This is a genomic window from Providencia alcalifaciens DSM 30120 (genome assembly GCF_000173415.1).
Taxonomy (GTDB): Bacteria; Pseudomonadota; Gammaproteobacteria; order Enterobacterales; family Enterobacteriaceae; genus Providencia; species Providencia alcalifaciens.
Genome location: NZ_ABXW01000046.1, coordinates 53,509 through 67,338, shown reverse-complemented (window position 1 = coordinate 67,338; position 13,830 = coordinate 53,509). Strand labels below are relative to the sequence as shown.

At 42.1% G+C, this 13,830-nt stretch carries 11 protein-coding genes and 1 pseudogene; 6 read left to right on the top strand and 6 right to left on the bottom strand.

Annotated features, from left to right (window positions below; all coding sequences use genetic code 11):
- Nucleotides 1-52: 52 nt before the first annotated feature.
- On the bottom strand, nt 53-1,603 hold the full coding sequence (gene nhaB, locus PROVALCAL_RS08400; protein WP_006658770.1) for a sodium/proton antiporter NhaB: 1,551 nt from the start codon (nt 1,601-1,603) through the stop codon (nt 53-55).
- A gap of 220 nt (nt 1,604-1,823) precedes the next feature.
- Here nhaB and fadR point away from each other — a divergent pair, with 220 nt between their 5' ends.
- From fadR to PROVALCAL_RS08380, 4 genes and pseudogenes are all read left to right on the top strand, one after another.
- Entirely contained in the window at nt 1,824-2,540 is a 717-nt protein-coding gene (gene fadR, locus PROVALCAL_RS08395; protein WP_006661650.1) for a fatty acid metabolism transcriptional regulator FadR, read from the top strand.
- A 552-nt stretch (nt 2,541-3,092) separates the two neighbouring features.
- Complete coding sequence (locus PROVALCAL_RS08390) at nt 3,093-4,394, top strand: D-amino acid dehydrogenase (RefSeq protein ID WP_006658767.1); 1,302 nt, start codon at nt 3,093-3,095, stop codon at nt 4,392-4,394.
- Between the two features lie 36 nt (nt 4,395-4,430).
- Nucleotides 4,431-5,495, top strand: coding sequence for an alanine racemase (alr, locus tag PROVALCAL_RS08385; RefSeq protein WP_006658766.1), 1,065 nt, complete (start codon nt 4,431-4,433; stop codon nt 5,493-5,495).
- 169 nt (nt 5,496-5,664) lie between these two features.
- A pseudogene (locus PROVALCAL_RS08380) lies at nt 5,665-6,418 on the top strand (MipA/OmpV family protein).
- A gap of 94 nt (nt 6,419-6,512) precedes the next feature.
- Here PROVALCAL_RS08380 and PROVALCAL_RS08375 read toward each other — a convergent pair.
- A complete protein-coding gene (locus tag PROVALCAL_RS08375; RefSeq protein ID WP_006658763.1) occupies nt 6,513-7,403 on the bottom strand; it encodes a D-hexose-6-phosphate mutarotase in 891 nt (296 codons plus the stop codon).
- 247 nt (nt 7,404-7,650) lie between these two features.
- Entirely contained in the window at nt 7,651-8,646 is a 996-nt protein-coding gene (gapA, locus tag PROVALCAL_RS08370) for a glyceraldehyde-3-phosphate dehydrogenase (RefSeq protein ID WP_006658762.1), read from the bottom strand.
- Between the two features lie 356 nt (nt 8,647-9,002).
- Between gapA and msrB the strand changes: the two genes are divergently transcribed.
- Both msrB and PROVALCAL_RS08360 read left to right on the top strand, forming a co-directional pair.
- A complete protein-coding gene (msrB, locus tag PROVALCAL_RS08365) occupies nt 9,003-9,416 on the top strand; it encodes a peptide-methionine (R)-S-oxide reductase MsrB (RefSeq protein WP_006658761.1) in 414 nt (137 codons plus the stop codon).
- Nucleotides 9,417-9,539: 123 nt separating this feature from the next.
- On the top strand, nt 9,540-9,830 hold the full coding sequence (locus tag PROVALCAL_RS08360) for a YeaC family protein (RefSeq protein ID WP_006661655.1): 291 nt from the start codon (nt 9,540-9,542) through the stop codon (nt 9,828-9,830).
- A 68-nt stretch (nt 9,831-9,898) separates the two neighbouring features.
- Here PROVALCAL_RS08360 and pncA read toward each other — a convergent pair whose 3' ends face one another.
- The 3 genes from pncA to sppA form a co-directional block, all read right to left on the bottom strand.
- Nucleotides 9,899-10,519, bottom strand: a complete 621-nt coding sequence (gene pncA, locus PROVALCAL_RS08355; RefSeq protein ID WP_036965810.1) for a bifunctional nicotinamidase/pyrazinamidase — start codon at nt 10,517-10,519, stop codon at nt 9,899-9,901.
- Between the two features lie 23 nt (nt 10,520-10,542).
- Nucleotides 10,543-11,562, bottom strand: a complete 1,020-nt coding sequence (gene ansA / locus PROVALCAL_RS08350; RefSeq protein ID WP_006658758.1) for an asparaginase — start codon at nt 11,560-11,562, stop codon at nt 10,543-10,545.
- Between the two features lie 192 nt (nt 11,563-11,754).
- Nucleotides 11,755-13,608, bottom strand: coding sequence for a signal peptide peptidase SppA (gene sppA / locus PROVALCAL_RS08345; protein WP_006658756.1), 1,854 nt, complete (start codon nt 13,606-13,608; stop codon nt 11,755-11,757).
- Nucleotides 13,609-13,830 lie beyond the last annotated feature (222 nt).

Here is a 13,830-nt window from a genome sequence, read left to right as displayed (position 1 = left end):
AAGCCGCATAAGTATGCGGCTTTGAGTCAACAAAAGGGGTTATCAAAATTCATTAGCGAGGGATGGTAACTAAACCAATACTTTCCATCCCATCGGTTAGTGGGATTAACCACAACTCAACCCCAAGCAAACCAACGACTGTCATCACGATAGTAAATGGCAGCGCCATCCATACCATGCGTCCATAAGAAAGGCGGATCAATGGGGAAAGGGCTGAAGTTAGCAGGAACAGGAATGCGGCTTGCCCGTTTGGTGTTGCGACCGACGGTAAGTTTGTTCCGGTGTTAATCGCCACGGCTAAGTGCTGATATTGCTCGGCTGAAATTAACCCTGCATTTGCTGCTTTTAAGGCTTCAGTGATATATACCGTTCCAACAAACACATTATCGGAGACGGCTGAAAGTAATCCATTAAATAAATAGAATAGTGAGAGTTGTGACGATTCAGAGGATTGCAGTACATACTGAATAAATGGTGTGAAGAGTTGCTGGTCAATGATCACCGCAACAACACTAAAAAATACCGTGAGCAGAGCAGTAAATGGCAATGCCTCTTCAAACGCTTTGCCGAGAGCATGTTCTTCAGTGATCCCGCAGAATGTCGTGGCAAGGATAATTACGGAAAGACCAATGAGCCCTACTTCAGCAAGGTGAAATGCTAATGCGACAATCAACCAAATCCCGATAAGACCTTGCACAATCAGCTGTGCTTGTTCTTTCTTGCTACGTTTTGCACTCATCTTTTTATCATGATCGGTTAATACTTGGCGTACGGAATCTGGTAATTCAGCGCCATAACCAAATATTTTAAACTTCTCGACGAGGAAACAAACCAGTAAACCACAGAAGAAAACAGGGATGGTGACTGGTGCCATACGTAGGTAGAAAGTAATAAAGTCCCACTCAACATGTTTGGCGATGATCAGGTTTTGTGGCTCACCGACCATGGTCATTACCCCGCCAAGGGCTGTACCGATACCTGCATGCATCATTAAGCTACGTAAAAATGAACGGAACTGTTCTAACGTGTGTTTTTTCTCAGCAGTATCAATGAAGGCATCGTTTTGTAGGTCGGTATTGCTAGGCTGGCTAGAGGCATATTGATGGTAAATAGCGTAGAAGCCAATAGAAACGCTAATGACCACAGCGATAACCGTTAGGGCATCTAAGAAAGCAGATAAAAACGCACTTGCTAAGCAAAATGACAACGCTAAAATTCGTTTAGAACGGACGTTTATTAACAGCTTCGTGAAGACAAATAGTAGAAGTTGCTTCATAAAGTAGATGCCAGCCACCATAAAGATTAGCAATAGAATCACTTCAAGATTATTGCTAATTTCATGGGATATTTGAGCTGGGCTAGTCATGCCAATGAGTACGGCTTCAATGGCTAACAACCCCCCAGGTTGAAGCGGGTAGCATTTTAGCGCCATCGCTAACGTGAAAATAAATTCGATGACGAGCAGCCAACCAGCGATGAATGGGTTAACAAAGTAGAAAACAATTGGGTTTATTATTAAGAACAAAATGATAGCAAGTTTGTACCAATCTGGAGAATTTCCCAAAAAATTCTTCAAAAATGCTCTTCTTAAACTAAAATCCATTATGACTTTTAATCCTCTTTAGCGAGTGTTGTGTGATAGCGTGTTACATACTACTCTTATCTTTTATAGAATTTAAGCTTATTTGCTAATAGATAATACATTAATTATATAGGGTTTTTACGATTTACCTACGGTTTATTAGAAAGCTAACTATCTCAGATTGTGACAATCTGGTATGATTTCTAGCAGTCCGTCTAAAAATGTTTGGAATAATAAAAATATGGTTATTAAAGCTCAAAGTCCGGCAGGTTTTGCGGAAGAGTACATTATTGAGAGTATTTGGAACAATCGTTTTCCTCCAGGATCTATTTTACCCGCGGAGCGTGAGCTATCTGAATTAATAGGCGTAACGCGCACTACATTACGTGAAGTTTTACAACGTTTAGCTCGTGACGGCTGGTTAACTATTCAGCATGGTAAGCCAACCAAAGTAAATAACTACTGGGAAACCTCAGGGTTAAATATCCTTGAAACCCTCGCGAAGTTAGACCATGACCGAGTACCTCAGTTAATTGATAACTTGTTAGCAGTACGTACAAATATCGCTGCTATTTTTATTCGAACCGCATTTCGCAATGATCCAGAAGCCGCATTGGAAGTGTTAGCCGGTAAAGACAAAGTTGAAGATAGTTCAGATGCTTTTAGCGATCTGGATTATAACATTTTCCGAGGTCTGGCATTTGCGTCAGGTAACCCAATTTACGGCTTAATCATTAATGGACTAAGAGGGTTGTATACGCGCGTCGGACGCTATTATTTCTCGAATCCAGAAGCTCGCCGTTTAGCGTTAAGTTTTTATCAGCAATTAAGTCATTTATGCCGCGAGCAAGCTTATGATCGTGTCATGGAGTGTGTCAGAAACTACGGTAAAGACAGTGGGATTATTTGGCATAACATGCAAAGCAATATGCCATCAGACCTTGCTAATAATATTTAGCCCTCAACGTTTGCTCAATCAGAAGCCAGTGCTTTAGCGCTGGCTTTTTTGTTGCTATTAATTGTTAATATGAGTTAATAAAAATAGAGTTTTACTGAGCCTCATTTATCGTCCCAGCAAAGCCGCGTTCTCAACCTGTTACGCCTCTTCGTTTAACCTATTGAATTTATTCCAGATAGAAAATATCAATCATACGAACTGTTTTAGTTGAATAATCCACAAAATCACCATTTTTTGGTATTAAATGAATAGGGTATAGATTTGGATAAATTGGTATAGAAAATATTATTTTCAAATTAAAGCAGAAAATGTTGAATTTTGTTTTTTTTGACTACTAATTTTTAAATTAAATAAATAAATTTCAATTACTTATGATTTTAACTGGATTCTTGGTATTTTTTTAACTGAAATAATTCGCCACATTATAAATTTAAAAGCCACTGAATCAGCTTTATTGTCTTTTTTGTTAAAAATGTTAATCAACTGTATTGGAAAATAAAAACTAGAATATTATGCTAATAACAAATCCATTTTGTTCTCTTGAGGGGCTCTATGAAAGTTCTCGTTTTGGGTGCTGGCGTTATTGGTGTTACCACTGCGTGGTATCTCGCACAAGAAGGGCATGAAGTCTGTGTTATTGATAGGCAGAACGATGTTGCAGAAGAAACTAGCGCAGGTAATGCAGGGCAAATCTCACCGGGTTATGCAACACCGTGGGGTGCGCCAGGGATCCCTCTTAAAGCTGTAAAATGGATGTTTGAAAAACATGCGCCTTTGGCCATTAGACCTGACGGCAGCCTGTTCCAATTACGCTGGATGTGGCAAATGCTGAAAAATTGCGACATGCAGCACTACACTATGAATAAAAGCCGTATGGTCCGGATTGCTGAATACAGCCGTGATTGTATTCGCCAATTAAGGGCAGACACCGGAATTGGTTATGAGGGGCGTCAAGGCGGCACTTTGCAGCTATTTAGAACGGCAAAACAGTTTGAGAACGCAGCAAATGATATTGCGGTTTTACAGCAAGAGGGTGTGCCCTACGAATTGCTTACCGCAGAACAGTTAGTCACCGCAGAACCCGCGTTAGAATTTGTGAAACATAAACTCACTGGGGGCTTGCGCCTACCTAATGATGAAACAGGGGATTGCCAGCAATTCACTAAAAAATTGGCAAAAATGGCAGAACAAGCCGGAGTTACTTTCCGCTTTGGATGCCATGTTGAACAGATTTTAACAGATGGCAAACGGATCAGCGGTATTAAGGTTAACGGTGAGATTTTGCTGGCAGATCAATACGTGGTTGCTATGGGGTCATATTCGACTCAGATGTTACAGCAGTTGGTAAAAATCCCTGTATATCCACTGAAAGGTTATTCACTGACGATGCCTATCATTAATGAATTACGCGCGCCAGTTTCTACTGTGTTGGATGAAACCTATAAAATTGCGGTTACACGATTTGACCAACGTATTCGTGTTGGAGGAATGGCTGAGGTTGTTGGGTTTAATCTTGATGTCCTACAAAAACGCTGTGAAACATTGAAAATGGTTGTGCAAGATTTATATCAAGGCGGTGGAGATATTAGCCAAGCACAATTTTGGACAGGATTACGACCAATGACACCAGATGGTACTCCAATTGTTGGACCAACAGAGTTCAGTAATTTATATCTGAATACGGGGCATGGGACCTTAGGTTGGACAATGGCTTGCGGCTCTGGCAAATTGTTGGCTGATTTAATTTCAGGGAATACGCCTGATATCGCTGCGGATGATTTGTCTGTGTTCAGGTATACCGATGGTTTTAATACAAAATTAGTCCATACGGGTCATTTATCGCCTGCGCGTTAATTGAGCAATTTCAAATGTCAATAATAAGGAATAGCAATGCCACGCCCAATTCGTGCAATTATTCATCCTCATAATTTAGAACATAATTTAGCCGTTATACGTCAGAAAATTGGTCAGGCTAAGATCTGGTCGGTAATGAAGGCCGATGGTTATGGTCATGGTATAAAACGAATATGGCGTGGGCTTAAAGCATCAGACGGTTTTGCTGTTCTGGATCTGCATGAAGCGGTTTTATTGCGAGAAGAAGGGTGGCAAGGTCCTATTCTGCTGCTAGAAGGTTTTTTCCAAGCCGCAGACTTAGTGGTTATTGATCAGTATCAGCTGACTACCAGTGTGCACAGCCGCTGGCAGCTAGCTGCAATTGAGCAAGCGACATTGAGCCAGCCAATCTCTGTGTACATTAAACTGAATAGTGGAATGAATCGCCTAGGATTCTCTGTGAGTGAATATTCCGATATTGTGGATCAGCTGACGCACATGGCAAATGTGGCGAACGTAACTTTAATGAGCCATTTTGCCAATTCAGATTTACCCGGTGGAACTCAAGTCCCATTGGAAAAAATTCAACATTTCTCATCGTTATCGTTACCAACTTGCATTGCAAATTCTGGTGCGGTGTTATGGCATCAAAATACACATTATGATTGGGTGCGAGCCGGTATTGTGCTGTATGGAGCATCACCAAGCGGTAAGTGGGCAGATATTGCCGAATATCATTTAAAAGCGGCAATGACCTTACAATCTGAGATTATTGCGATACACCATATCGAGGCGGGTCAATCCATTGGTTATGGTAGTAAGTTCACCTCAGAAAAACCAATGCGTATTGCAACGGTTGCCTGCGGTTATGCGGATGGATATCCACGCCATGCACCGACAGGCACGCCTGTTTGGTGTCAGGGGCGACGTTGTGAACTCTTAGGTGCTGTTTCCATGGACATGCTGACTATCGATATTAGTGATTGCCCTGAAGTAACAATTGGCACTCCCGTAGAACTATGGGGTGAGAATTTACCCGTTGATGATGTGGCACAATTTGCGGGTACAATTGGTTACGAATTATTATGCGCACTAGCACGTCGTGTACCCATTGATTTTTAATGAATAAGTATCACTTTTCATTTGCTTAGCTTATATTCATTGCTGAGAAAGATAGACAATGAATGCAATTTAGCTTTAAATGTGAACCATCTCACTAACGTAGGGGATACTCCTGCGTTATTCATCGTTTATTATTAACTTCATTTGAATAATTTGGGTTTAATTTAATATGTCTAAAACAGTTAAAATGACCACACTTGCCATTGCGTTAAGTGCGATTTCAAGCGCTGCTTTTGCTGGAACTTGGTCTGTTGGTGGTTCCGTATTAGCGCAAGCAACGCCTTATAAAGGCATCAAAACTAGCGATTATATTACGCCAGTTCCCGTCGTGAATTATGAGAGTGAAAATTTCTACTTCCGCACATTAGCTGTAGGTTACTACTTGTGGAATGATAAAGAAGACCAACTTTCTTTAGATGCATATTACTATCCGCATTTCTTTAAGCCAAAAGATAACGATAATGCAGATATGCGTAAGCTAGATCGTCGTCGTGACACTGTGATGGGGGGGGGTCACCTACAGACATAACGCGGATTGGGGAACATTACGTTTCAATGGTTCTCTCGATATGTTATGGGAAAGCGAAGGCATGCGTGCTGAAGCAGCTTATCTATACGCATTTAAAGGCGATAACTGGTCACTAACCCCAGGGATTGGTATTAAATGGGATAGTGCGAAGTTAAACCGTTATGAGTTTGGAGTGACCTCGAAAGAGTCCGCAAAAAGCGGTTTAGAGCGTTACCAGCCAAACTCAAGTTGGACACCTTATGTTGAATTATCAGCTAACTATCGCATGACTGACAGCTGGTCATTATTTGCACTAGGACGTGTTGATAAGCTGTCTAACGAAGTGAAAGATAGCCCGATGGTGAACAAATCCTATTCTGGTATTGTGTGGAGTGGTGTGACTTACACCTTCTAATTTATACGCTGGAATAGAATGAAAAACCCCAAAATGGCTAGGCTGTTTTGGGGTTTTATTTTTGCATTTATTCTTACGATTATTTTACGCGTAGTTATTCTTGCTGTGGCTGAGGTTTATTTTCGCGGCATACCATCACGAGAGAAAGGCGAGAAGGGCTTTGCGCTTCAGGTTTCATTGGCATATGAATGCGAGCCGTTTCCACACAAACCATCTGTTTGTAACCATTATTAGGCATATCCTGCATGCTGCAAGATAGCTCCGCCCAAGGGTTCCAGCACACAACATCGCTGTGATGATAATGGTGCAACTCAATAGTGCGATTCCAGCCATCATCACGCAATAAACTGTACTCTTCGGGTTCAGTATAAATGCGGTCGGTGTGCTTATTGAATTTCAGTGGTTCAGAAATGTAAGCTTCTCTATCTGCTACTTTATCAATGTAATGTCCACCGAGACCATACACAGTGGCTTTTTGAATATCACTAATATTGAAGTAACTGTGCAATGCCGCTGTCGCTTCAAAATCCCCATAGCTTTCTAGTTCAAGTTCACAGGTTTCACCAAGCTTCATACGTAGGATCAGTGTAAACTCATGCGGCCAGAGTTTGCGGGTGTATTCGTTGTCTGTCAGGGTAAAGGTGAGAATGACACCACAATCATGTTCGTTATGGGCGGTAAATTGCCAAGGTAAAATACGGGCAAAACCGTGACTAGGGCTATTTACAGGACCAAACCATGGCCAGCAAATAGGAATACCGCCTCGAATAGCCACGCCTTCTTTAAACGCACTTTCCGGACTTAACCAAAGGCAGGGTTTTTGACCTGCGGGTTGCCAGTCAATTAAGTGGGCACCTTGTAGGCTCACTGCACCACGCACTTTTGGATGTGAAACTACGATGAGTGGCAACTCACCAAGTTGGCGTTGGGTAATATAAGGAGAAAGCTGTTTGATAACAGGTAAAGCAAAAATTTTATCATGCATTGTCTTGCGCCTGTGGTTGTTGGTCCATCATCACGACCTAAATCAGCGACTATAAATAGAACAGCGCCTATAAATAGGGCAGTAACTAGAAATAACAATATAACAAACTCACGATACTGCAAGTTGCATTGAGTGAAGCGGGAGACGCAGCTTGGAGTATATTGAGCTGGGCTTTAATTTTGCGTGTACGAAGGATACAAAAGAGCCGCCAAAAGGCGGCTCAGTCACACTAATTGCGTAACAACTCTTATTTAGAGATGTGAGCGATCAGGTCTAGAACTTTGTTAGAGTAGCCAGTTTCGTTGTCATACCAAGAAACCAGTTTCACAAAGTTGTCGTTCAGTGCGATACCTGCTTTAGCATCGAATACTGAAGTCAGTTTTTCGCCGTTGAAATCGGTAGATACAACGTCATCTTCGGTGTAACCCAGAACGCCTTTCAGTTCGCCTTCAGCTGCTTCTTTGATAGCATCACAGATTTGAGCGTAAGTTGCTGGTTTTGCCAGACGTGCAGTCAGGTCAACAACAGAAACGTTAGGAGTTGGAACACGGAAAGACATACCAGTCAGTTTACCGTTCAGCTCAGGGATAACTTTACCTACAGCTTTAGCAGCACCTGTTGAAGATGGGATGATGTTCTGAGAAGCACCACGACCACCACGCCAGTCTTTGTGTGAAGGACCATCAACAGTTTTTTGAGTCGCTGTTGTTGCGTGAACAGTGGTCATCAGACCTTCAACGATACCAAATTTGTCGTTGATAACTTTAGCCAGTGGAGCTAAGCAGTTAGTTGTGCAAGATGCGTTAGAAACGATTTCTTGACCTGCGTAAGCTTTGTGGTTAACGCCCATAACGAACATTGGAGTGTCATCTTTAGAAGGACCAGTTAACACAACTTTCTTCGCGCCTGCTTGGATGTGTTTACGAGCAGTTTCGTCAGTCAGGAAGATACCTGTTGCTTCAGCAACAACATCAACACCGACTTCGTTCCATTTCAGGTTTGCAGGATCTTTCTCTGCTGTAACACGGATTTTTTTACCGTTAACAACTAAGTGACCATCTTTAACTTCAACAGTACCGTTGAAACGACCGTGAGTTGAGTCGTATTTCAACATGTATGCCATGTACTCTGCATCGAGCAGGTCGTTGATAGCAACGATTTCGATGTCAGAACGCTCTTGTGCAGCACGGAAAACGATACGGCCGATACGACCAAAACCATTAATACCTACTTTGATAGTCATAGTATTTCCACCAGCTATTTTATTTCGTGAATTAAGATGTACTTAAAGTTACCAAAACCTTGCCAGCCGTCAAGCGGAATCGTGTCAATTATTGAAAAAAATCAATTCTGAAACCACTATCTGCATATTTGTCAGTCACTTCAGCAGCAAATACAGCCGCACGTATTATCGGGATTGTTCAGCATAATGAAACCATCCTTCAGTGATATATGTGAGACTCATCACAAATCAAACCGTAAAGTTCTAACCTTAATAGTCTAGAATAGTTTTTCACTGAACGTTGTTAAGTTTTTGTTGCTTGAAATAGGGGCATGCTGACTTCAGCAAGCGCCTTTTTGAAAAAGAGTAGGTAATCGATGTCGAATAAAGATAAGCAAACTATTGATTTGTCAAAGCTTAACCAAGTCCAACTGTATGTGACGCAGGAAGCTGGTACAGAGCCGCCATTTAGTGGTCAATTATTGCATAACCGTAAAGATGGCGTGTATGAATGTCTCTGTTGTGGCACACCTTTATTCCTTTCTGAGACAAAATTTGATGCTGGCTGTGGTTGGCCGAGCTTCTTTCAACCGATAGATGAAAGTTTGATAAAATTTATCGAAGATTTCTCCCACGGAATGCATCGTATTGAAGTGCGTTGTGGTCATTGTAACGCTCACCTTGGCCATGTATTTCCTGATGGACCTCAACCCACTGGGCAGCGTTACTGCATTAATTCAGCATCACTGAGCTTTACAGATGACAAAACGGGCGAAAAGACCGTTGGGTAGGTTGCTGAAGCTTGCTGAAGCACGAGTTGTCACTCGGAAGTAACGATTCAGCTAAATAGATATAATTAAAATAATCTTCATTATCACTTTATTCGTTTTATGAGGCGTAACGTGAGCGTAGAAATGGATACACAACAAATAGAACAACTACTGTCTGTGATGACCCCTGAAATTTATCAGCGCTTAGTGACGGCTGTCGAATTAGGTAAATGGCCTGATGGCGTACCGTTGACACCTGAGCAGAAAGAAAACACATTGCAGATGGTCATGTTATGGCAATCTCGCCATAATCATGATGCGGAACATATGACTGTTGGCACAGATGGTCAAATTACAATGAAGAGTAAGCAAGAATTAAAATCCCTGTTTCAAGGGGATAGATTAGCAACGTTGAAACCGCAAGAAAACGACTAAGCATATAATATCGCCCCATGAATGGATGGGGCGGTAATTGAGAATGACAACGATAAAACGGCTTAAGCTTAAAATGATAAGCTCATCAACTTGGCGCCCGCATTTTGCATTTCTGCTAAGGCGAGTTCACTATCTTCTGGGGCTAAATTCACACCACGACAACCGTCAACTAAAACATCCACGCAGTAGCCTAATTTCAGTGCATCTAACACCGTAAATTTAACGCAATAATCGGTCGCAATTCCCATAACGGTTAAATGGCGAATTCCCTGTTGTTGGAGCCATGGATGCAGCTCCGTTTGACTGATACGGTCGTTATCGAAAAAAGCACTGTAACTATCCACTTGTGGGTTTTCGCCTTTAGTGAAGACTTTTTGGATAGCGTGGATATTAAGTTGAGCATGAAAATCAGCGCCATGAGAACCTTGTATGCAGTGTTCAGGCCACCAAACTTGCGGTAATCCATTTAATTCACCCAGTGTGCCGACAGGGTGCCCTGAGTTAACGGCAAAACTCAGATGATCTTCAGGATGCCAATCTTGGCTGGCGATCACCGTCGTTCCTTGCGCTTGGCAAGTATCAATCATACGATTTGCTGTTTCAATGACCTGTTCACTTTGTTGAACCGCAAGTGCACCACCAGTGCAAAAATCATTTTGTAAATCGACTAACAGTAACGCTGATTTCATCATTTCTCTCAGTAGGTTATGGCTTACTCATCGGCGTAGCTTAACTCTCCACGCAAGTTATTTTGCATTAATTCGCGAATAAGCTCAGTGGTATAATCTTGGCTTAGTAAATAATGTAATTTACTCAATGCGGCTTCAAAAGTCATATCAAAACCACTAATCACTCCAGATTCTGCTAACGCATGTCCGGTAGCATAACCTTCCATATTCACGCGACCTGAAATACATTGAGTGAGATTAACCACAATAATGCCGCGTGACGTCGCTTCACGAAGGATCCGCAAGAGTTCAGGTTGTTGCGGTGCATTGCCAACACCATAAGAACGTAAAATAAGCGCTTTTACAGGTTGTTGAAGAATGTTACGTACGATTTCAATCGATAACCCTGGATATAATGTGACAACACCTATCGGCTGTGGAGTAATACGATGAGTTTTGAGTTCACCAATACCAATTGGAGCAGGGCAAGTATTGAAGGTACGGATGTGGATCCCTGCTTCCATCAAAGGTGAACAGTTTGGTGATGTAAACGCTTCAAAACCATCAGCATGTGCTTTTACGGTGCGGTTACCGCGATACAATTTATTATTGAAGAATAAACCGACTTCATTAATAGGATAGTTTGCCGCTAAATAAAGTGCATTGAGTAGATTGGTTTGCCCGTCGGAACGTAGTGCTTCGAGTGGAATCTGTGACCCTGTCACTATGATCGGTTTCTTAAGATTTTCGAACATGAATGAAAGCGCAGAGGCGGTAAATGCCATGGTATCCGTACCATGTAGAATCACAAACCCATCATATTTATCATAATTTTCGCTGATGTCATCGGCGATATTCTGCCAGTCTTCGGGTGTGATGTCCGAAGAGTCGATTAATGGTTGATGCTCCCGAATCGTAAATGTTGGCATTTCAGGGCGATGGAATTCGGGCATTTGCGCTAGCTGGGCTTGTAAGTGACCTGAAACGGGAATATAACCTTGCGGAGAGTGGCGCATACCGATGGTGCCACCCGTATAAACGACATAAATCGATTTCTTCTGCATTTTGTTACCTGACGATGACAGATGAAGTTCTGTGTGTGAATAATTTGGATTATAAGGATTTTGGCTTATTTGCCGGAGATAATCTATGGATAAAACAATATATTGCAGATTGTTGTGATGGCAAGAACGCTTTACGCTAGGTATTTTCCCTTTAAGGTATCCCCTCTATGATGACCATAGAGGGGGCGACAGTTAGTTAATTTCCGCGCAGTTTAAACAAAAAGCATAACGATTTTGCGGATCATTCATTTTCAAGAAAAACTGTGCTTGGCGGCGGATATCCGTCACCGCGGCTGGCGGTAGGAAAGCTTGCAATGCGTCAGGCATCATGACTTGAACATTGTTAGTCACTTCAAGGATTAATTGATCCATAAAGGAGAGTTCAGGCTGCATCCAATCCAATTCAACTGATTTCACTTGCGCTAGTTCAGCTGCTTTTGCGACAGCATCATCAAAATCACCTAATTGGTCAACTAAACCTATTTTTAGTGCGTCTTTCCCAATCCAAACGCGACCTTGAGCAATTTTATCTATCTCTTCTGGCGTTTTATGGCGTGATTGAGCGACTAAGCCGATGAAGGTTTGATAGCCGTTTTCGATAGTAATTTGCATCATATCAGCAAATTGTGGGCTGATCCCTTTAGTGACTGAAACGCCCGCCAATGGTGAAGTTGAGACGCCATCGGTGTAAACACCGATAGATTCGAGTGAATTCTCAAAGGTGTTGATCACGCCAAAAATACCAATGGAGCCTGTTAGTGTGCTTGGGCTGGCAATAATGTAGTCCGCAGGCGTTGAGATCCAATAACCGCCGGATGCAGCCATACCCCCCATAGAAACCACAACAGGTTTTTTCGCCGCACGGGCTGCGGCTAATTCATTACGAATTAAGTCAGAGGCGCTGACGCTTCCTCCTGGGCTATTGACCCGTAATACGATAGCTTTGATATTGTCGTTTAATCGCGCATCACGAATTTGGGCAGCAAGGGTTTCTCCACCAGCAATACCGGGTGTTTGTGGTCCATCCATGATGGCACCTTGTACCACAATCACTGCGATATTACCTTCGCTGTTGCTGGTATCGGCGATTTGGGTGGAATAATCATAAATGCTGATACCATTGAACGTTTTATCGTCTTTATTCCAACCAAATTGGTTGGAGAACACGTTCTCAGCTTGCTCTCGGGTGTAGATCTTATCCACCAATTTTTGTTGTAAGGCATACTGTGCGGTATCACCTTTCACGAGGCGGAGTTGGGCAATTAGCTTATCGGCACCCGGGAAAATGTGTTCTGCCTGGGTTTTGCGGTTTTGTGCGATTGATCCTAAATAATTATCCCATAGAGTGGTTAGCCAGAGCAGGTTTGCTTCTCGGGCTTCAGGGGACATATTATCGCGCATCATCGGCTCTACCGCAGATTTATAGGTACCGACACGGAAGATATGGCTACTGACTTTCAGTTTTTCTAATAACGACTTGTAATACAGTGTATCGGTTGAGAAACCGTAAATGCCCACTGTACCATGAGGTGCAAGGTAAATTTCATCGGCGAAGCTTGCTAAATAATATTGAGCTTGGGTGTAGCTGTCGCCCATGGCATAGACGGATTTTCCAGAGGCTTTAAATTCTTCAATGGCTTTACCAATGTATGCCATAGAGGGTTGATCTGCGCTGACTAAATTATCTAAACGCAATATTAATCCTGTAATGCGATCATCATTGGCAGCAGTACGAATAGTGTCGACGATATCAAACAGCGAGTTTTCTTGCATGAGGTTATTAGAGCTACCTAATAATTCACGACTCATACGACCAAAAGGATCAGGCGATGAAACTTGGTCAACAACGATACCTTGAAGATCAACGACCAGTGCACCAAAATAGTTTTTCTCTGGCTTACTGTCCGTTTGCAATAGAGAATAGGCGCCGATCACTAAAAATAACAACACGAAGAAAATTGCGTTGAAAATAAATTGTCGAATGAAATTAATGATTCGCCAGCTAAACTTAAAGACTGTGGCGAAAATATCCCAGAGTTGTCGCATTTTTTCTCCAGTGTGAGGATATCAATCAAGGTTGGCGGCATAAAATGGCACGCGAATGATTTAGAATATCATTTATTTGATGGTTGATTAATAGATAGATTAATCAATAGATTTAATCCTATACAGTATCAAACGATGACAGATACCAAATAATGTAATACAGGATTATTCATAACAAAACCATTGCGAGCATTGTACAATAGCCTGATGGTATTTCTATTT